The sequence below is a fragment of the Actinocrinis sp. genome (genome assembly GCF_035938995.1).
GTDB lineage: Bacteria > Actinomycetota > Actinomycetes > Streptomycetales > Catenulisporaceae > DASZGI01.
This window is the reverse complement of record NZ_DASZGI010000147.1, coordinates 52,275-72,972: the sequence shown is the minus strand read 5'-3', so window position 1 is coordinate 72,972 and position 20,698 is coordinate 52,275. Positions and strand designations below refer to the sequence as shown.

The window sequence follows — 20,698 nt, the reverse complement described above, 5'->3', positions numbered from 1 at the left end:
GTGGCAGACGACACCAGCGGCGGCGGATTCACCTCGGGTGACGGCGGCGCCCTGTTCGGCAACCCGTCGGCCAACGGCTCGGCGTCCGACTACGCGGGCTGGAACTGGCACCAGATCGAGGCCGCGATCGTCGGCGGTTCGATGATGACCACGCCGGCCGACGCCGCCCGGGCCAAGACCATCGCCGACCCGCAGACGCTGTGGACCGCGGCTACCACGTTCTACAACATACAAAAGGCTTTCGAGGCGGTCGGAGACGGCCTCGCCAAGGCGACGACCTCGCTCACCAACGTCTGGAAAGGGCAAGCGTCCGACGCCTTCAGCACGATGATGAGCGGCTTCTCGAAGCAGGTCCTCTCCAACGCCGACGCGCTGTCCGGCGGCGCGACCGGCAGGTACTCGGTGCCGGACCAGCTGACCAACAACGGCAACACGCTGGCCTGGGCGCAGAGCCAGATCGTGAGCATCGACGACTACTACGCGAACGCCGCGGCGGCGGAGGGCGCCCCGATCGTCAACGGGCTGGTTCAGATCCACACTAAGCCCGCGCTGGTCACCATGATGACCCAGGACATGGTCGGCGTGCTGAACCAGGTGGCGGGCAACTACACCGACACGATCTCGAACGTGAAGAACCCGGTGTCCCCGACGGCGACGACCAACCCGCCGGGCGTGACGAACCCGCCCGGAGTCACCAATCCTCCCGGAACGGGCGATCCGGGCGCCAACTTGCCGAACGCCGCCGTCGCGCCGCCGCCCGGACTGAATGCGCCGGGTGGTGCGAACGCTCCGGGAGCCAACGCGTTGCCGCAGAACTTCGCGACGGCGCCTCCGCCTGGTGGTGTGGGTGCGCCCGGTGGTGCGAATGCTCCGGGAGCCGGGTTGCCGGCTGATTTCGCCACGGCGGCTCCGCCTGGTGGTGTGGGTGCGCCGGGTGGTCTGAATGCTCCGGGAGCCAACGGTTTGCCGGCAGACTTTGCCACGGCGCCTCCGCCTGGTGGTGTGGGTGCGCCCGGTGGCGTGAATGCTCCGGGGGCCGGGTTGCCGGCCGACTTCAGCACCGCGCCTGCGCCCGGAGCTGTCGGTGCGAACGGCCTCGCTCCGCTCGCCGGGCTCCCGTTCGCCGCAGCGCCATTCAGCGCGGCCGGTTCCGCCGGTGCCCCGTCCGGGCAGTCCCCGGTCGGCTCGCTGAATCCGGCGATGGACGCTGCGCTCAACCCGGCGGCAGCCGCGTTGCCCTCGGAAAGCGCGGCCGCGGCCGGATTGCCCGCCCTCGAGTCCGCGTCCGCCCTTACGCCGGCTGAACTGGCCGCGGGCACGCCGCTGGAGTCCGGCGTCCCGGGCGGGGCCGGGATGCCGATGATGCCGGGCATGGGTGCCGGGGGGGCCGGAATGCCGGGCGCCGCCGAACGGTCGGACGCCTCGGGTCTGCTGTCGAACGACGCCAAGCCGTGGACCGGCACCGGCGCCCCGAGCGACGTCGTGGGTTCGTCGACCGGCACCGGTGCGGGCGGGCTCGGCCTCGCGGGCGAGGGCGTCCCCGCCGCCGAGGGCTTGCCCGCCGGCGAGCTCGCGGCTACGCCCGCCGAAGCCGGCGTCCCGGGCGGGGCCGGGATGCCGATGATGCCGGGCATGGGCGGGATGGGCGGAATGCAGGGCCACGGAGCCGAGCGTTCCGACGCTTCGGGCCTGCTCTCCGGCAGCTCGGAGCCGTGGAGCGGCGAGACCGCTCCGAGCGTGGGCGAAGTCGGCTCTTCGGCGGGCGCTGCCGCGGGCGGTGCGGGCCTCGTCGGCGAAGGGCTCCCGGCGACCGCCGCGGAAGGCGCGGCGTCGACCGGAGCACTCGCGGAGCCCGCGGCCGCTGCCGCCGCCGAGGGCATGGGCGAGATGCCGATGATGCCGGGCATGGGTGCTGGGATGGCCGGAGCGGCGGGCCACGCCGAGCGTTCCGACGCTTCGGGCCTGCTTACCGGGAGCGAGGAGCCGTGGGCCGAGGGAGAACACGAGGCCGAAGCCGAGGCCGGATCGCTGCACGGCGCCGAGGCCGGTGGGGCCGAACTCTCCTGGGCCGAAGGCACGACGCCCGACAGCGGTGCGGCCGCGCAGCCGGAGCAGGAAGAGGAGCAGCAGGCACCGCAGGCTCAGGAGGCGGCAGCGGCGATGGCAGCTACTGCCGCTGCGGCGGCAGCCGAGGCAGCCGCGGTGGAGGCCGCCAACGCGGAGACCGCCGAGGGCGGCGAGCAGGAGACCTCCGCCGCTGAGCAGGAGTACCGAGTGCCGGTGGTGGATCCATCGGCCGCGCCGCAAGACCCGTCCGGATGGGAAGTCGGCGGCACCACTGCCGACGCCGGGTTGTTCACGCTCGGCCTTTGGGCCTCCCGACGGCGGACGCGCGGTGACGACGAGCAGGAGACCTCTGCCCGGATCGTCAGCACCGAGCAGGGTTCCTGGGGCGACGACGAGGCAGGAGGCGAGCCGATGCCCGAGGAACTGGCGGGTGTGGCGAGGTGGCGGCCGTCCCGCGAAGCCGCGGCGGCGGCCGCCGCTGCGCCTAAATATCGCCTCGGCCGGCTTCCCGAGGGGTACGACCCGGAGACCGCGGCGGCAGAGGCTTCGGCCCAGGAGGCCGAAGCCGCGCAAGCGGCCGCCGCCGAGGAAGAGGAGGAGCAGCAGCTGGGGAGCAAATCCGCGGCCGAACTGCTCGTCCAGGAGGCCGGCGCGTGGGGCGCCCCGCGGCCGGAATGGGGCGAGCTGTGAACCGCCGGCACCGCCGACCGTTCGCGAGGCGAAGGGGCTGTGCGCCGGAGGATTTCAAGACCCTCATGGCTCCGGGCGAACGACTGAGCCGATGAACATCCACATCCCCCGTGAACTCGATTCACCCCCCGCGTGCGGATCGATCTCCAAGCTCCTCCAGCCGACTGTCGGCGCAGGCCGGCTGGGGGTCCAGCCCTCCGAGACAGCGGCACCCGAGCACAGTGCGGGGTGAGCGAGCCGGCCCCGCCGCGCCGTCGCCGCGGCGCACCGGCCCGAAAGGGGCGCCGGCCATGGCCGACGTACGTTTCTCCGGCGCGACCCGGATGCTGCCCGGCGTGGCCCGGCCGACCGTGGACGGCGTGGACCTGCATGTGCGCGCCGGCGAACTGCTGGTGCTGGCCGGGGCGCCGGGCAGCGGCAAGTCCACGCTGCTGCGGATGCTCTGCGGGCTCGAACCGCTCGACGCCGGACAGGTCACGATCGGCGGGAAGCACCCGAACGACCTGCCCCCGGACCGGCAGTGGGTCTCGTTCGTCTTCGAAGGCTTCGAACTGCTGCCGAACCTGTCGCTGTTCGAGAACATCGCCCTGCCGCTGCTGCTGCGCCGGACACCGCAGCGCGTCGTGCACGCGGCGGTGGCGCGGGCGGTGGACGCCTGCAGTCTGAACGCCCCTCTGTCGCTGCACCCTGAAGAGGTCCCGTTCGAAACCCGGCTGCGCACGATCCTGGCCCGCGCGGTCGTGCGCCAGCCGTCGGTGGTGTGCCTGGACGAGCCGCTCATCGGCCCGGACGCGCTCGGCGGTCCCGACGGCACCGCCGTCATCCGGGAGACCCAGCGCGCCCTCGGCGTGACCATGATCTACGCCACCTGCCGGTCCGCCGACGCGCTCGCCCTGGCCGACCGCGTCGCGGTGCTCGCGGACGGCCGCCTCCAGCAGGTCGGTCGGCCGCGCACCCTATTCGACCACCCCGGCACCGTCGCGGTGGCCCGGTTCGCCGGGCCCGCACTGGCCAACCTGGTGCGCGCCCGGGTCGCCAACGGCAGCGCGTGGCTCGACTCCTACCCGATCGCGCTGACCCCGCGGCAGATAGCGGCGCTGAGCGGCGATCAGGTCCTGGTCGGCCTCAATCCGGCCCGTCTGCTGCTCGTGCCGTCGAGTCCGGGTATCCGCGCGACGGTGGTGGGGGTCAGCAGCGCCGGGCGGTTTCACGCGGTGTGCGCTGTCGCGCTGCTGAATTCGACGACGGTGAGCCTCAAGGTCGACCGGGTCTCCGGAGCGCCGCCCGCGGTCGGCGACAGAATCCTGATCAGCGCGTCGCCCGGCGACTGCAACCTCTACGACCCGGCCACCGGCCGTCGGCTGCCCTGCTGAGCCTGCCGCGGCGCGGGCGACCGCGAGGGCAGCGTCATTGCCCTGCGCGTACACGATCGGGGTCGGCGGGCCCCGGGTCGCAGTCATCGAGGATACGTTCGCACCATGGACGTGAGGACGACGACTCTTCAGGCTCCGGCCCCAGCCCCGCGCGAGCACCGGCCGTCGGCTTCGCCCCGCCGCGATCTCACCGGCGTGCGCATCACCACGCCCCGGCTGCTGCTCGCCGCGCCGATCGGGGCCGACATCGACGTGATCGTCGAGGCGTGCCAGGATCAGGAGATTCAGTCCTGGCTGTTCGTCCCGCTGCCGTTCACGCGGGCCGACGCCGAGCGCTTCGTGCGCGAAACGATCCCGCGCGGCCTGGCAGCCGGGACGGACGCCGTTTTCGCGTTCCGCCTGCAGGATGGCGGCCCGCTGCTCGGCATGGTGAGCATCACCAACATCACGTCGTCTGGAACGCGCGACGGGGTGACGGCCGAGATCGGCTGCTGGTCGGCGCCCTGGGCCCGGCGCAGGCACCTCACGAGCGAGGCGGTACTCGCCGCCGCCCGCTGGGCCTTCGGGGAAATGGGTGTCGAGCGGCTCGAGATGCTGATCTGCGTGGGCAACCGGGCCAGTATCCACGGCGCGCAACAGATCGGATTCACCATCGAGGGAAGGCTGCGCTCGCGCCGGATTCTGCGCGGTGAGCGGGTGGACATGTGGGTCGGCTCGCTGTTGCCCTCAGACCTCGAATAGCACCTGAAGCGGTTCCCGCCCGGTCCGCTTCCTGCCGCGGGGGCACAAGCAGCCGCTGCCGATCACGCCGTCGAAGGGTGGAAAGACGCAAACGGCGTGATCGGCGGCGGCGCAAGACGACCGGTCGTATGAAGGCGGTCCCATGGCAGCGTCATGGGATCTGATCGCCGAACCGTTGCAGTCAGGACTCGCCGACGCCCGATCCGCCCAGGCGACTCGGTTCGCCGTCAAACCCGCGCAACACCTCGCCGACGCCCCGCTTCTCGGCGCCGCGCATCTCGCGACCGAAAGGTCCCGGAGCGCTCAGAGTATGACCTGGAAAACGAGTGAGATCTCGGATTCGGCGAGGTAGTAATGATCTTCGTAGTAATCGACGTGCAGATGTGTGATCGGTTTGAGGTCGGGGTCGTTGGCCAGGTTTCGCACGTTGCTCGCGAGCACTGCTAGGTGCTCGAGCGCTCCGGTGAAGGTCAGCACCCGCCCGTCGGCGTCGAGGCCGAGGACTACCTTGCCGGGCGCCGTGGCTACACGCACCGCGTCGAGCAGTTGCGGGTACGGCGCCGGGTCGGCAGTCTGGTCTCCGGCCATCTCGCCCTCGCCGCGCGCGATCATGTCCGCGAGCTCGCGCCCGGCTGCGCGGTCCATGTCGATCTTGGCCTCGTGGGTGGGCGGCGCATAGCCGATCTCGAGTTGGGTCACGGGCAGTCTCCGGGGCGGATCGTGGCGGGGTCGATCGGGATGTGTGGGTCCGCCTGTGGCCCCGAGCGTACCGTGGTGCCGTTGATCTGCGTCTCAAGGTTGAGGTGCGGGCCGAGGTCAATCACATGCTGCGTGGTGGGGTTGATGTCGAGGCGGGCGATCCGCATGATCTTGTTGCCGGCGGCGTCGGTCTCGCTGCTCATGAACTGGAAACCGCCGCTGCCGGAGGTGGCGGTGCGAAAGTTGCCTCCGACGAAGTCCCCGGCCAGCCCGAGCGCCTCGGTCACCGAGATCGGCCCGGTCGGCCAGCCGCCCGGCGGCGGGCCGCCGACCAGGCCCAGCGGGTCGAGCCAGGACAGCGGGTTCGGCACGTACGCGTAGTGGTTCGGCGCGGGCTCAAGGCCGAGTGGGTCGGGGGTGATGTAGCGCGCCGTGTCCGGGTCGTAGTAGCGATGCAGGTTGTAGTCGAGGCCGGTTTCCTCGTCGTGGTACTGGCCGGGGAAGCGCAGCGGGCAGTCCGGCGCTCGGCCGTCCGCGGCGGATGCTGGCGCTCGCCCGTCCGCGCCGGATGCCCTCGGGAAAGGCGCGCCCCACAGACTGGTATCGGCGCGCCACACGATCTCGCCGCCAGACGTCACGAGCGCGGCGGGCGTGCCCACAAGGTCGGTGACGATGGCGTGGAATTTGCGATCGATGATCTCCTGCGGTGCCTCGGCGAGCACGGTGTGCTGGTTCTGACGCGCCTGGGTGAGCATCCTGCGCCGGTCTTGCGCGATCGGCGCCCAGCTGTCCGGCCGATAGTCCCAGGTGACCGATTCGACGTCAGACCGGTCGGCGCCGGTGCGGGTCTGCTCGGCCAGCCGGTCGCCGTCCCAGGAGAATCGGACCTGCTCGACGGTCGTCCCGTCGTGGCCCAGCCGCAGTTTCGCGGTGCGTCGGCCCAGCGGGTCGTACTGGTAGCGCCAGCGCTTGCCGTCGGGGAGCGTCGCCTCGACGAGCCTGTCGTACGCGTCGTACGAGAAAGTCCACACCTTGCGGCCGCCGGACAAGGTCCGCCGCGTGGTGCGCACCAGCCGCCCTTGCCCGTCGTGTTCATAGTCGGTGCGCCCAGCCTGGCGCAGCAGCGTCCCGGACACGACGCGCTGTCCGAGCGTCGCGGACATGACGCGCTGACCTGCAGTGGCGTGGTCGGCGGCCCGCGTGTCGCTGCTGTTCGTGAGGTTACCGGCCTGGTCGTATGCGTAGGTCTCGGTCCAGTTCTCCGCGCGCACGGCGGTCACGCGGCCGAGCGGGTCTAGGTCCAGCTGTCGCAGTCCTCGCGTACTGTCGGCTGCGGTCAGTGGGTTGCCGTCGGCGCGGTAGGTCCAGGAGTTCTCCTGCACGACCCGGGCGGTGCGCTGCTGCTCCGGCCCATCCACGCCGAGCACCCGGCGCGCGGTCAGCCGCCCGGCCGCGTCCCACTCGCTCGTGATCGCGGTGTCGGCGCCGAACCAGCGATAGGTCTCGCGGCCCGCGCCGTCGTGGCCGAAGCTGAGCTGCTCGGCGCCGACGGTCAGCGCCTGCGGACGTCCGGCCACGTCATACGTCCAGGCCGAGGCACGCCCGCTGGGGGTGGTGCGCGTCAGCCGCTGTCCGCGGGCGTCGTAGGTGCTGATCAGCGTAAGTCCGTTGGCTGTCTCCGCGGTGATGCGTCCAAGCGCGTCGCGCGTGAACAAGACCTCGTCGGTCGCGTTGCGCGCCGACGTGAGTCGTCCGGCGGCGTCGTAAGCCAGGCTCGTCACGTTTGCGTCCGCGCTCACACTCACGGCGTCCACATTCACGGCGTTCGCATCTGCCGCGCCGACATTCACGGCGTGCCGTGAGACGACCCGGCCGAGCGAATCGCGTACGAGGTCGATGGCTTCGCCAGCACCGTTCACACGTTGGATGATTCGCCCGGCCGCGTCATACGCATAGGCGAGCGTGCGGCCGTTGAAGTCGGTCTCCCTGGTGAGGTTCCCCGCCGGGTCGTAGTCGTATGACCACGTCGCGCCCTGCGGGCCGGTCACCGCCGCGAGGCGCAACTCGGTGTCGTACGCGAAGGCGTAGCGGCCGCCGTCCGGAGCGATACGCGCGGTCACCCGGCCGAACGCGCCGATCTCGAACCCGGTGACATTTCCGGCCGGATCGACCTGGCGCACCACGCTGCCGGCGGGGTCGTACTCCCAGGTCTCAGGTGTGCCGTCCGGACGGGTGTGCGACGACGGCCGGTCCTCTGGCCCCCAAACGGTCGCGGTCGTCGCCCCGAGCGGATCGGTGGTCGCGACGATACGCCCACGCGCGTCACGGCGGACCTCCCACGTTCCACCGAGCGGATCCGTGGCCGCCACTGGCAATCCAGCCTGATCCGTGCGGATTGTTGTGACGGCGCCAAGGGCGTCGGTCTGTGCGGTCAGTCGTCCGCGCTCGTCGTAGGCGAAGGAGCTCTGCGCGCCGAGCGGATCGGTGACGGTCAGCAGGTTGCCGCGCTCGTCATTCGTGTACGTCCATGTTGCGCCGTCAGGCCCGGAGACGCGCACAGGCTGACCCAGCGCATCGTAGGCGGCCTCGATGACAGTGCCGTCCGGGCGGTCGGCGCGCACCGGGTCGCCGAACTCGTCGAGCGTGTAGCGGGTGGTGTATCCGAGCTCGTCGGTGCGCGAGAGCAGGTTGCCGTAGCGGTCATACTCGGTCAGCGCGGTGCCACCGAGCGGGTCGACCGTCGCCGTCACGTGCCCGTGCTCGTCGTAACGGAACTCCGTGCGCGCGCCGAGGCTGTCGGTGTAAAGCGTGCGGGACTGTTCGGGCTCGTATTCGAGCGTCGCGGACAGATAGCCGTCATCGCCGTTCGTCGCGACGACGCGGCCCTGCTCGTCATAGGTATAGGTGAAGTGGTACCCGACGCGGTCCGTCCACGCGACGATCCGGTCGGTCTCATCGTGCTCGAAGCACAGCGGCACGCCGGTCGCATCGACGACGGCGATCAGCCGGCCGCGCGGGTCGTACTGGAATTCCCGCAGCAGGCTTTCGCCGTCCGCGGCATCCGCATCTCGCAGCCGCAGCGCCGACACGCGCCACCCGGCCGGGGTGTCCACGGTCTCGACGCCGATGCGGTACCCGCCCGAGTGGTCGACCGCGGTCGGCAGGCCGTCCTCGTCGCGCGTCACAGTGACTCGGTTTCCGTTGCGGTCCGAGATCGCTGTCAGGGCCCGTATCTCTTCGCCACGGTGGGTGCGGATGGCGCCAAGTGTGGTGAAGTGCCACGTCTGCCCGGTGCGGCGGTGGTGCACGCGGATCTCGTCCGTCTGCCAGTCCCGCTCCAGGGGTAGGCGCTCGCCCTCGGCAGGCATGACCCGCTCTCCCGGCCGCGTTGGAAGCGCGTATTCCAGGACGCGCCCGTCGTCGTCCAGCAGTCGCACGCTGTCGCGCCCGATGACGACGCGGATATCAAGCGTCGATGACCAGCCGGGACCGAACAGCCGTCCGTCGCGATAGCCGGAGGCGTAGGCCCTGCGCAGGACCAGCTGAAGCACCCCACCGAGCTGTACGTCAAGCGCCTGCATGACCATCTGCCCGCCGACCACGTCGATCGGCTCGCCGACCTTCCCGCACGGCCCGACGCCCTGGGTGCCGACCGTGCTTGGCGGCGTGTTCACCGGCGGCGGGTCGACACTGCCGGCGGGGTCGCCCCCGACCGGTTCGACCGGCAGCGGCGCGCCCTCAGGGCCGAGTTGCGGCGGCGCCGCGCCGTCGAGGTCTCCGGTGGTTCCGCCGAACCGGCCGGCGATGTCCCCATCCACGTTCGCGAGGTCGTGGCCGTTCTGCAGTGCCTTGTCCGCGGTCTCCTCGAACCAGGAGCCCGCCTTGTCGGCGATCTTCCCGGCGGACTCGGCGAAGTCGGACGCGAGTGCCCGGGCCGCCGCGGCGAGATCCCCGGCCATCAGAATGCCAGCCCTGCGATGCCGGAGCCGAGCTTCGCCGCGTGCGCGCGCATCGTCTCCGCGTGCACCTTCATGTGGGTGGCCTGCTCCTCAAGCGCCTGCAGATCCAGCGAGAAGCCCTGCGCGCTGGAGGACGAGGCCCCGGACTGCGACCAGTCCAGGCCGGAGAGCGCCGCCTCCACCTTCGCGAACAGCGGCTTGGCCGCCGCCTCGATGACCTTGCCCATGATGTACTGCTCCAGGTCGTCGATCAGCGACTCGGCGAGCTTCTTCGCGGCGGCGATGATCACCGGCACGGCGGCCTCGGCCAAGCCGAGCGTCGCCACCGCCGCGGCCTGGTCCGCGAAGAACGTGGCGGCCATCGTGACCAGCTCCGCGATCGCGATCCCCTTCTGCACGACGATCTCGGCCGCCCAGCCCTCCAGCGCGACCGCCAGCACGTCGCAGCCGTCGACGATCTCGGTGACGTGCGCGGAGGACAGGTGCGCCCACCCCGACTTGAGCACCTCGGTCGACGCGCCCTGATGCGCCTGCGCGATGCCCTGGACCGTGGCCGTGGCGTCCCGGTGCGTCTGCTCGACCGCCTGCCCGAACTCGCGCACGAGCGAGGCGAACCGATTGACCGTGTCCTCGTCGATGTAGGGCCACTCCACGCCGATCACGTTGAGGAAGTTCACGACCGGCAACGGCAGATCGTCGATCGCCACGCGTCACCCCCGAGACAGACCCCGTTTCCCACTTCTCACCGCACCGTAGCAGAACCCACAGACGGTGGGGATCGGTGCGGTCAGCCGACTCTTTCGGGGTGTTCAGCGCGGTCAACGCGCCTTGATAGTTGTGGTCGCGCCGTCTCCGGTGCCACCAGCTGCTGGGCCGCGACCGCCGCCCCGCCGCGCGCCCATTCCTCGAAGGGCAGCGGGCGCACGATCAGGTCGCAGTCCTTTGCCGCGCCGAACGCCTGCGCGGCGAACGTCGTCCGGACCTGGTCGGCGAACAGGTCGTAGGTCGCGACGCCTTCGCCGGAGATGATGATCCGCTCCGGGCCGATCAGGTTCGCGACCGAGGCGATCGCCAGCCCGAGCGCGTGGCCCGCGCGGCTGAACACCTCGCGCACCGCCGCGTCGCCGGACCTGGCCAGCCGTACCGCGTCCGCCATCGTCAGCGTCGGGTCGCCGGTAGCCTGCCGGGTCTGTTCCACGATGGCCTGCGTCGACGCGACGGCCTCGACGCATCCGCGGTTGCCGCAGGTGCACATGCGCTCCGCGCCGTCGCCGCCGACCGGCAGGTGCCCGACCTCGCCGGCCACGCCGTGCGCGCCCGAGACCACGCGGCCGCCGATCGACAGGCCCGCGCCGATGCCGGTGCCGACCGTGATCACCGCGAACGACGACAGCCCGGCGCCCGCGCCGAACCACTGCTCGGCGACCGTCAGGGCCCGGACGTCGTTCTCGATGACGGTCGGGATGCCCGTCGCCTTCTCGACCAGTTGCGCGAGCGGGACGCCGTGCCAGTTCAAGAACGGCGAATGGTGCACGGTGCCGGTGTGGCCGTCGACGTCCCCTGAGATGGTCACGCCGAGGCTGTGCACCTCGGGCGCCTTGCGCGCGGACGGCGCGGTCACCAGCTTCTGAACCAGCCTGCTGATGGCGAGCACGACGCTGCCCACGTCCCGCGAGTCCAGCGCGGCGCGGCGGGTGGCGATCGGCCGTGCCGTCAGGTCCGTGCGCACGCCGAACAGCTCGTCGGCCGTCACCTTCACCCCGAGGAACCCGGCCCGCTCGGCGCGCACCGCGACCAGGGTCGCCGGCCGGCCCGCGAGCCGGCCGCCCGCCGGGCGGCCGAGCTCGACGATCCAGTCGTCGTCCAGCAGCGGGGTGGCCGCCTTGGTGACCGCGCCGGGGGACAGCCCGGTGCGCCGACCGACCTCGGCCCGGGTGAGCGGGCCGTGGGTGAGCACGGTCTGGAAGACCAGGGTGACCGCCGGGGCCTGACGCGGGAGCTCCACCGCGCCATCATAACCTCCGATGGAAAGAAAGGCTCGAGGGTCTGCGGGCGCGTTGAGTCACAGTAGGTCACCCGCTGAACGGTGATCACCTGGACACTTGGCCGTGGATTCATCCGACGAATATGTTGACGAAGGAAAAGAATCTGGCTACGCTCCCGATCCAATTGGTCAGCAAGGGCGCGACTGATTGGAGTGATCATGACGAGGCGCTCAAGGCGCAAGATCGTTTTCACGTTTATCCTTACCACCGTCGCGGCGTCCGCCGCGGCTCTCGCCGGGATTCCGGCCGGCGCGGCGATGGCGTCCACCAACGCCACGAGCAGCCAGACAGTGACGACTAACGCCGCGAGCGCGGACCCGCTCGCCAAGGTCGACGCGACCACCCACGCGAAGCAGCAGGCCGTCGCCGCCAAGCCGTACATGGGCTGGAGCAGCTGGAGCCTGGAGTCGACCAACTACCCGGGCGTCAACCCGACCGGCGGTGCGAGCTTCCTCACCGAGCAGCATGTGCTCCAACAGGCCGACGTCATGGCCGCCAAGCTCAAGCAGCACGGATACACGTACGTCAACATCGACGCCGGCTGGGCCAACTCGAGCCAGGGATGCTGCTCGTTCGGCGCCGACCCGTACGGACGGCCGATCCCCAATCCGACCACCTTCCCCGACGGCATCAAGCACATCGGGGACTACGTGCACGCCAAGGGCCTCAAGCTCGGCCTCTACCTCGCGGTCGGCCTGCAACCCGATGCGTACAACGGCGGCAAGACGCCGATCTACGGCACCACGAACTGCCACACCAGCGACATCGTCTACTCCGATCTGCGGATGACGAACGGCTGGAGCAACGCTTATAAGATCAACTACGCCAGCCCCTGCGCCCAGGCGTACATCAACTCCATCGCCGACGAACTCGCCGGCTGGGGCGTGGACTTCCTGAAGCTCGACGGCGTCGGCCCCGGCTCGTTCCAGGGCGGCGGCAACTACGACAACACCTCGGACGTGGCCGCCTGGTCCGCCGCGCTCGGGCAGACCGGCCGGCCGATCCAGTTCGTGATCTCCTGGGCGCTGGCCCACCCGCAGGCGCCGATCTGGCAGGAGTACACCAACGGCTGGCGGATCGACACCGACGTCGAGTGCTACTGCGACACCCTCGTCACCTGGAACAACTCGGTGAAGCAGCGCTGGGACGACGTGGTGCAGTGGATCCCGGACGCCGGCCCCGGCCACTGGAACAACCTCGACTCGCTGGACGTCGGCAACGGCCAGATGGACGGCATCACCGACGCCGAGCGGCAGAGCTACGTGACGCTGTGGGCGATCGAGGGCGCACCGCTGTACGTCGGCGACGACCTGACGAAGCTGGACGGCTACGGTCTCAGCCTGCTGACGAACGACGAGGTCATCGCGGTCGACCAGGCTGGCAACCCGGCCAAGCCGGTCAGTCAGAGCTCTGATCAGCAGGTCTGGTATGCCCGCAACGCCGACGGCAGCTACACGGTCGCGCTGTTCAACCTCGGCGACTCGACCGCGACGGTGACCGCGAACTGGAACGACCTGGGCATCAGCGGTTCCGCCCGTATCCGGGACCTGTGGAGCCACACCGACCTCGGCTCGGCGACCGGCTCTTTCAGCGCCTCGCTGCCGTCGCACGGCTCGCGGCTGCTGCGGATCACGCCGTCCCACGCCGGGGCCACCCCGACGATGCCGGTCAACCTGCACGGCACCGGGGACACCGGCACCACCATGTCGCTGGCCTGGGACCCCTCGGCCGGCGCCGCCTCGTACGACGTGTACGTGAACGGGACCAAGAACGTCACCGTCACCGGTACCTCGGCGACTGTCGCAGGGCTCGCACCCGCCACCTCCTACCAGTTCAGCGTGGTCGCGAAGACGACCTGGGGGCACACGTCGCCGACAAGCAACACATTGACGCTCACGATGCCGGCCAGCGAATCCGGGCCGACCACCATCGAAGCCGAGGCGCCGGGCAATACGGTCGCCGGCGGAGCACAGGTGTATTCGTGCTCTGGCTGCTCGGGCGGCGCGAAGGTCGGCTTCCTCGGTTACAACGGCTACCTGGTGTTCAACAACGTGACCGTGCCGGTGGCCGGGACCTACCTGGTGACCGTCGGCTACGTGGACGGCGACTCCAGTCGCGTCGCGGTCGTCACCGTGAACGGCACACCGTTCGAGCTGCCGCTGTCCGGCACGAACGACAACAACTGGAACGCCCCGCAGACGGTCACCATCCCGATCCAGCTGTCCGCGGGAGCCAACTCCATCCAGTTCGGAAACCCGAACGGATGGGTGTCCGACATCGACCGGATCACCCTCTAGATCGCCCTTGAGATGCGCCGGGGGCCGCTCTGCGACCCCCGCGCTGAAAAGGCGCGGGACGTTACTCAAAGGAGAGTGCCGTGGCGACAACGTATCGCGCCGCATCGGCAGAACCGGCGCAGCGGCCGTCCCGCGCCGCGCCGCACAGCGCCCAGAACGACGCGCAGTACGGCGCCCGCGGGCGCGGCGGGAAACAGAGTAAGAAGCCGAAGTCGCATCCCGCGCCGATCCACCGGCAGGACTGGCGGCTGGCCTGGCTGCTGATCGCTCCCGCGCTCGTCGGGTTCGTGCTGTTCGCGGCGTACCCGGTGATCCGCGGGGTGTATCTGAGCTTCAGCTCGTTCCATGTGCTCAGCCCGGCGAAGTGGACCGGTCTCGACAACTTCCGCAAGCTCCTGCACGACGACGTCTTCTGGAGCTCGCTGCGGGTCACGGTCTACTTCGTCGGCCTGGCGGTCGTTATCGGCATCCTGCTTTCGCTGGTCACGGCCGTGGTGTTGCACCGGCTGACCCGGTCGGCCGTGATCAGGGGCATGATCATCCTGCCGTTCCTGATCTCCGGCGTGGTCGCGGCGCTGGTGTGGTCGTGGATGCTCGACACGCAGCTCGGCATCGTCAACAACGTGCTGGAGAAGCTGACCGGGCACACCGTGATGTTCCTCGGCTCGCCGACCTGGGCCATCCCCTCGGTCGCCCTGATCAGTGTATGGAAGTCCATGGGGTACAACGCGATCCTGCTGTTCGCGGGGCTGCAGATGATCCCGGGCGACGTCTACGAGGCGGCCCGGTTGGACGGCGCCGGGGAGATCCAGATCTTCCGCCGGATCACCGTTCCGCTGCTTCGGCCGGTACTGGTCATGGTGGTGATCCTGACCGTGATCGGCTCGTTCCAGGTCTTCGACATCGTCCAGGTCACCACGCAGGGCGGCCCGGCCAACGCCTCGAACGTGCTGCAGATGTACATCTACGACAAGGCCTTCACCCAGTTCGACTTCGGATACGCCTCGGCGATGTCGCTGGCCCTGTTCGCCATGCTCATCGCGATCACCTTCCTGCAGATGCGGCTCGCCCGCGCCAACGAAGCCGACACGAACTAAGGGAGGGGTCTGACATGTCGATCGCGCTCGCCCCCGGACGGCTCGGCCGTCCGCAATCACAGCCGCACGCCGCCCGCCGCCGGTGGTCCGTCGGCCGGGTCGTGGCCTGGATCTACATCCTCGGGGTGCTGTTCGTCACGGTCTTCCCGTTCTACTGGATCCTGCGTACCGCGCTGTCCAACAACTATGCGCTGGCCACCCACCCGTCCTCGCCGCTGCCGGTCGGCTTCACCCTCGGCGCGTTCAAGCGGGCGCTGGGGCTGTCCAGTCCGGCAGAGGCAGTGGCGCAGGGCGGCTCCGGCGCGTCGCTGAACATCCTGCTCTACCTGCGCAACTCGGTCATCTACGCCTCCATCCTCACCTCCTGCATCGTGCTGTGCTCGGCGATGGCGGCGTACGCGTTCTCCCGGCTGCAATGGCGCGGGCGCAACCCGGTGTTCTCGATCTTCCTGACCGCCCTGATGGTGCCGGGCATCCTCACCCTGCTGCCCAACTTCGTGCTCATCAAGGACCTCGGCCTGACCAACTCCTTCGGCGGGATGATCCTGCCCGGCGCGCTGTTCTCCGCCTTCGACATCTTCTTCCTGCGCCAGTTCATGCTCGGCCTCAGCTCGGAGATCGAGGAGGCCGCGGTCATCGACGGCGCCGGGAAGCTGCGGGTCTTCTTCCAGGTCACGCTGCCGATGACGGCTGTGCCGATCACCACGCTGGCGCTGCTGACCTTCATCAACACCTGGAACGACTACTTCTGGCCGCTGCTGGTCACCAACGACGAGAGCGTCAGGCCGCTGACGCTCGCCCTCGCGGTGTTCAAGCAGTCCTCGCCGCAGGAAGCCCCGGACTGGGCCGGCCTGATGGCGGCCACGCTGGTCGCCGCGCTGCCGATGCTGCTGCTGTTCGTCGCCTTCGGCCGGAAGATCGTCGACTCCATCGGCTTCGCGGGGTTGAAATAGTGATTCAGAACCCTGACGACCTGCTGCTGTCCTGGCCGCAGCCGGCTACGGACTGGAGTGAGGCCGCGCCGGTGGGCAACGGTCGGCTCGGCGCGATGGTCTTCGGCGGTGCGGCGCGCGCCCGCTGGCAGGTCAACGACGCCACGGTGTGGTCCGGCACGCCCGACGGTCCGCGCGAGGCGCTGTCGAACGTGCTGGCCGACGGCGCCGGTCCGCAGCGGCTCGCGGAGGTCCGCGAGGCGATCCGCGCCGAGGACTACGAGCGCGCCCGCGAGCTGCTGATGTCCTTCGAAGGCCCGTACAGCCAGGAGTTCCTGCCTTTCGTCGATCTCTGGATGACGCTCGACGGCAGCGCTCTGGCTTATCGGGGCCGGACGTTGAACCTGGACAACGGCATCGTCAGCGAGCTGATCGAGCTCGATGACCGCACGATCCGCAGGCTGACGTGGTCCAGCAGCCCTGCCGATGCGCTGTGCATCGCGCTCACTGTCGAGACCGGCACGGTTGACTTGACACTCGCCCTCGGCTCTCCGCTCCGTGTCGTCGAGCACGCGGCGTCGGAACGCGGGCTCAGCCTCGGCATCGAACTGCCGGTCGACGGCGCCCCGCTGCACGAGCCCGACGTGCCGGAACCGCTCCGATACGCGCCGGAAGGATTCGTATCTGCGAGCGGATACGACCCGTACGCCGCGGTCGCGCTGGCCGTAGACACCGACGGCCGGATGAGCGCGTCAGAAGGCGCACTTACCATCAACGGCGCCTCGCGCGTGCTGATCACCCTCGCCTCCTCGACCGCCGCGGAAGATGTCTGGGATGGCGCCGACCCGGCCGACCGCGCCAAGCACCAGCGCCGCGCGACCGCATGGGCCCGCGCCGCGCTCGCTCTCGGCACCGAGCGGTTGCTCGCCGAGCACGAGGCCGATCTTCGAACCCTGCTCTCCGGTACGCGGCTGACGATCGGCACCCGCCGAGCCGGCACGTTCGACGTCGCCGACGAGGTGCTGTCCGGCAAGGACGAACAGCTCACCGCGACCGTCATGGTCCAGCTCGGCCGCTACCTGCTGGCCGCCGCCTCGCGGCCCGGCGGCGGTCCGCCCGCGAACCTACAGGGCCTGTGGAACCAGGAGCTGCGCCCGGCTTGGTCAAGCAACTACACCATCAACATCAACACCCAGATGAACTACTGGGGCGCCGAGGCGGCCGGGCTGTCCGAGTGCCACGAGCCGCTGTTCCGGCTGATCGAGAAGCTGGCCGACACCGGCGGCGAGGTCGCGGCGCAGCTCTACGGCGCGCGCGGCTGGCTGGCGCACCACAACTCCGACCCGTGGGGCTGGGCGCTGCCGGTCGGCATGGGCCACGGCAACCCGTCCTGGGCGATCTGGATGATGGGCGGGGTCTGGCTCGCCCAGCACTTGTGGGACCACGCCGACTTCACCGGCGACACAGACTTCTTACGCGAGCGCGCCTGGCCGCTCCTACGCGGCTGCGCAGAGTTCTGCCTCGACTGGCTGGTGCCCGCCCCGGACGGGATGCTCGACACGATTCCGTCCACCTCGCCGGAGAACCTGTTCGTCTCCCGGGGCGGTACCCGCGAGTCGCTGTCCGTCTCGACGGCGATGGACGTCGCGCTCATCAGGGCCCTGCTCGTGCGCACCCTCACGACCGCTCACCTCCTCGGTTCTGCCGATGAGGATCCTGTGTGCGCCGAGATCCGCGCCGCGCTGCCCCGCCTGCGCCCGACCGCGCTGACCGCGGACGGCCGACTGCGCGAATGGAGTGAGGACCATACCGAGGACGACCCGCACCACCGGCACATGTCGCCGATGATCGCGGTCTTCCCGCTGGGCCAGATCGACCCGGACACCACCCCGGACCTCGCCGAGGCCGCCGCCGGGCTGCTCGACGCCCGTGGGCCGGGCGCGATGGGCTGGTCCTGGTCGTGGAAGATCGCGCTGCGCGCCCGGCTTCGTGACGCCGCGACCGCGCGTGGTCTGCTGCTCGAAGCCGTCCGGCCGTTCGACGGGGATCCGGCCCGACACGCCGACCCGAGCGGCGCGGAGCGGTGGGGTGGCCTGCTGCCGAACCTGTTCAGCACCCACCCGCCGTTCCAGATCGACGGCAACTACGGCCTGATGGCGGCGGTGCTCGAAATAGTCGTGCAGAGCCACGGCGGCGCCATCAGGGCACTGCCGGCCGTGCCCGAGCAGTGGCCGGACGGCTCGTGCCGTGGCGTGCGCTGCCGCGGTGGCCTGGCCGTGGACCTGAACTGGAGCCGCGGCGCGCTGACCGCGCTCACCGTCCGCAGGCTCGCCGGTCCGTCCGACCAGCCGGTCTCGATCCGCTACGGCGACCTGCGCCGCGACCTGACCGTACCCGTCGGCGCGCCCGTCCGCCTCGGCCCGGATCTCAGGGAGCTGTGATGGCGTACCGGGACGAGGGAGCGCTGCACGAATACCGCAGCGACTACAAGGAACCCGACGACTTCGACCAGTTCTGGCGAGCCACCCTCGACGCGGCCGACCAGATCCCGCTGGACGTGCACGTGACGCCGGTCGAGACCGGCCTGCACATCATCGAGGTCTTCGACGTCACCTTCGCCGGCTTCGGCGGCCACCCGATCCGGGCCTGGCTGCGCCGCCCGCGCGGAGCGAGCGGACCGCTGCCTGGGATCGTCCAGTTCCACGGCTACGCCAGCGGGCGCGGCCACGCGCTCGACGACCTGCTGTGGGCCGCCGCCGGATACGCGCAACTGCTGATGGACGTGCGCGGCCAGGGCGGCGACTACGCAGGCGGCGATACCGGCGACCCGGTCGGCACCACCGGACCGTCCTTCCCGGGCTTCATGACCAAGGGCATCGAGAGCCGCGAGTCCTACTTCTACCGCCGGGTCTATGTGGACGCGGTCCGCGCCGTGCACACCCTGCGCGGGCTGGACTTCGTCGACCCGGCCCGGATCGCAGCCATCGGACCGAGCCAGGGCGGCGGCATCGCGCTCGCCGTCGCAGGGCTCGTACCAGATCTGGCCGCCCTGTACGCGCAGGCGCCGCTGATGTGCGACATCAGACACGCCGTGCACACCGCGAGCGGCGGGCCGTATCAGGAGGTCGCCGGCTTCCTCAAGGCTCACCGCACGCTCGCCGACCACGTGTTCCACACGCTCGGCTACTTCGACGGAATCGGGTTCGCGCGCCGCGCCGCGGCGCCGGCCTGGTTCTCCACCGGGCTGACGGACGAGGTCTGCCCGCCCTCGACGGCCTTCGGGGCGTTCCACGCCTACGCCGGCCCTCGACAGATCAGCGCCTGGGAGCACAACGGCCACGACGCCGGCGGTTCTGAGGATCTGCAGCTGGTCGTCAACGCATTCCGCTCCCTGTTGCTGGAGGAATCATGAGAAACCGCGTCGTCGCTGTCATAGCGACCGCGGCCGCGGCGGCCTCGGTCGTCACCGGCTGCGGCAGTAGCAGCTCCGGCAGCTCGTCCGCGAGCACCGGCACGGTCAAGTGGTGGACCTGGGACGACAAGCAGGCCGCCGCCTACCAGAAGTGCGCCACGGCCTTCGAGAAGGCGAACCCGGGCGACACGGTGCAGATCTCGCAGTACGACGTGTCGGACTACTTCACCAAGCTGACCGCGGGCTTCGTGGCCGGCGACGCGCCCGACGCGTTCCAGAACAGCGTGCAGTACTTCCAGGCGTACGCCAGCCAGAACCAACTGCTGCCGCTGGACGACCTGATCAAGAAGACCGGCTACAACCTGTCGCAGTTCTCTGTCGGCGTGAACGCCTGGAAGTACACCGACGGCAAGCAGTACGGACTGCCGCTGGACTGGGCGGCCACCGCCGTCTACTACAACCAGGACATGCTGACCCAGGCCGGCTACACCCAGCAGGACGTGGACAACCTGACCTGGAACCCGGACGACGGCGGCACCTTCGACAAGATGGTCGCGCACCTGACCATCGACAAGAACGGCAAGCGCGGCGACCAGCCCGGCTTCGACAAGAACCACATCGCCACCTACGGCGTCGGCGTGCTCAACTCCGACGACTTCATCGGCCAGACCACCTGGAGCTCGTTCGTCTCCACCCTCGGCTGGCAGATGGGCGACAAGGCCAGCTGGCCGACCGTGTTCAACTACAACGACCCGCGGCTGGTCAAGACCATGGACTACATCAAGTCCCTGGCGGCGCGCGGCTTCATGCCCGGCTTCGGGCAGTTCACCGGCGCCAACGGCCAGAACTCGGTCAGCGACGTGACCCAGCTCGGCTCGGGCAAGGTTGCGCTGGAGACCGCAGGGTCCTGGGAGGCGGCGACCTTCACGAAGCTGCCGGGCGTGCACGTGGGCATCGCCCCGACCGTACTCGGCCCCGACGGCAAGACCCGCAAGGTGCTGAGCAACTCCAACGGCGACAACATCTGGGCTGGAACGAAGAACCCCGACCTGACCTGGAAGTGGGTCTCGTACATGGGCTCAGCCCCATGCCAGACCCTGGCCGGCGCGAGCGGCACGTTCTTCCCGTCGATCCCGTCCGCGATGGAAGCCAGCGCCCAGGCGATGAAGGCGCAGGGCGTGGACTGGTCGGTGTTCACCCAGTACCAGAAGGACGGCTCGCTGTACCCGGCCGTCGTCTACGGCGCCGGCGCGGCGATGCAGCAGGCCGAGCAGCCGCTGCTGGACGCCTACTTCGACGGCTCGCGCGGCGACGACGTGTTCGCCGAGATGCAGACGAAGAGCAAGTCGATCCTCGCCGGGGACTGACCGGTGACCGGCGGCGGAC

13 protein-coding genes are annotated in these 20,698 nt (G+C 70.2%); 9 read left to right on the top strand and 4 right to left on the bottom strand.

Translation table 11 applies throughout. From position 1 onward, the window contains the following. The 3 genes from VGZ32_RS10400 (at position 1) to VGZ32_RS10390 (ending at position 4,871) form a co-directional block, all read left to right on the top strand. Positions 1-2,757 (top strand): WXG100 family type VII secretion target, encoded by a 2,757-nt coding sequence (locus VGZ32_RS10400; protein ID WP_326885710.1) that lies wholly within the window; start codon positions 1-3, stop codon positions 2,755-2,757. Positions 2,758-3,047: 290 nt separating this feature from the next. Beyond that, positions 3,048-4,130, top strand: a complete 1,083-nt coding sequence (locus VGZ32_RS10395) for an ABC transporter ATP-binding protein (protein WP_326885708.1) — start codon at positions 3,048-3,050, stop codon at positions 4,128-4,130. Between the two features lie 105 nt (positions 4,131-4,235). Further along, positions 4,236-4,871: a GNAT family protein gene (locus VGZ32_RS10390; RefSeq protein WP_326885707.1), complete on the top strand. Its 636-nt coding sequence runs from the start codon at positions 4,236-4,238 to the stop codon at positions 4,869-4,871. A gap of 303 nt (positions 4,872-5,174) precedes the next feature. Here the strand turns inward: VGZ32_RS10390 and VGZ32_RS10385 are convergent, their stop codons facing one another. The 4 genes from VGZ32_RS10385 to VGZ32_RS10370 all read right to left on the bottom strand — a co-directional run bounded on the left by VGZ32_RS10385 (position 5,175) and on the right by VGZ32_RS10370 (position 11,534). Further along, entirely contained in the window at positions 5,175-5,570 is a 396-nt protein-coding gene (locus tag VGZ32_RS10385; protein ID WP_326885706.1) for an Imm32 family immunity protein, read from the bottom strand. After that, positions 5,567-9,529, bottom strand: coding sequence for an RHS repeat-associated core domain-containing protein (locus tag VGZ32_RS10380; protein WP_326885704.1), 3,963 nt, complete (start codon positions 9,527-9,529; stop codon positions 5,567-5,569). The genes VGZ32_RS10385 and VGZ32_RS10380 overlap by 4 nt, the downstream gene beginning before the upstream one ends. Further along, on the bottom strand, positions 9,529-10,236 hold the full coding sequence (locus VGZ32_RS10375; protein WP_326885702.1) for a hypothetical protein: 708 nt from the start codon (positions 10,234-10,236) through the stop codon (positions 9,529-9,531). The genes VGZ32_RS10380 and VGZ32_RS10375 overlap by 1 nt, the downstream gene beginning before the upstream one ends. Positions 10,237-10,316: 80 nt before the next feature. Beyond that, positions 10,317-11,534 carry an ROK family protein gene (locus VGZ32_RS10370; protein ID WP_326885701.1) on the bottom strand — a complete coding sequence of 406 codons (1,218 nt, stop codon included), beginning with the start codon at positions 11,532-11,534 and terminating at the stop codon, positions 10,317-10,319. 198 nt (positions 11,535-11,732) lie between these two features. Between VGZ32_RS10370 and VGZ32_RS10365 the strand changes: the two genes are divergently transcribed. The 6 genes from VGZ32_RS10365 to VGZ32_RS10340 all read left to right on the top strand — a co-directional run bounded on the left by VGZ32_RS10365 (position 11,733) and on the right by VGZ32_RS10340 (position 20,679). Beyond that, positions 11,733-13,871: a fibronectin type III domain-containing protein gene (locus tag VGZ32_RS10365; protein WP_326885700.1), complete on the top strand. Its 2,139-nt coding sequence runs from the start codon at positions 11,733-11,735 to the stop codon at positions 13,869-13,871. A gap of 80 nt (positions 13,872-13,951) precedes the next feature. Beyond that, on the top strand, positions 13,952-14,968 hold the full coding sequence (locus tag VGZ32_RS10360; protein ID WP_326885699.1) for a carbohydrate ABC transporter permease: 1,017 nt from the start codon (positions 13,952-13,954) through the stop codon (positions 14,966-14,968). A gap of 14 nt (positions 14,969-14,982) precedes the next feature. Further along, a complete protein-coding gene (locus tag VGZ32_RS10355) occupies positions 14,983-15,921 on the top strand; it encodes a carbohydrate ABC transporter permease (RefSeq protein ID WP_326885698.1) in 939 nt (312 codons plus the stop codon). Continuing rightward, entirely contained in the window at positions 15,921-18,341 is a 2,421-nt protein-coding gene (locus tag VGZ32_RS10350) for a glycosyl hydrolase family 95 catalytic domain-containing protein (RefSeq protein ID WP_326885697.1), read from the top strand. Before VGZ32_RS10355 ends, VGZ32_RS10350 begins: the two co-directional genes overlap by 1 nt. Further along, complete coding sequence (locus VGZ32_RS10345) at positions 18,341-19,312, top strand: acetylxylan esterase (protein WP_326885696.1); 972 nt, start codon at positions 18,341-18,343, stop codon at positions 19,310-19,312. The genes VGZ32_RS10350 and VGZ32_RS10345 overlap by 1 nt, the downstream gene beginning before the upstream one ends. Further along, positions 19,309-20,679 carry a sugar ABC transporter substrate-binding protein gene (locus tag VGZ32_RS10340; protein WP_326885695.1) on the top strand — a complete coding sequence of 457 codons (1,371 nt, stop codon included), beginning with the start codon at positions 19,309-19,311 and terminating at the stop codon, positions 20,677-20,679. Before VGZ32_RS10345 ends, VGZ32_RS10340 begins: the two co-directional genes overlap by 4 nt. Positions 20,680-20,698: the final 19 nt, after the last annotated feature.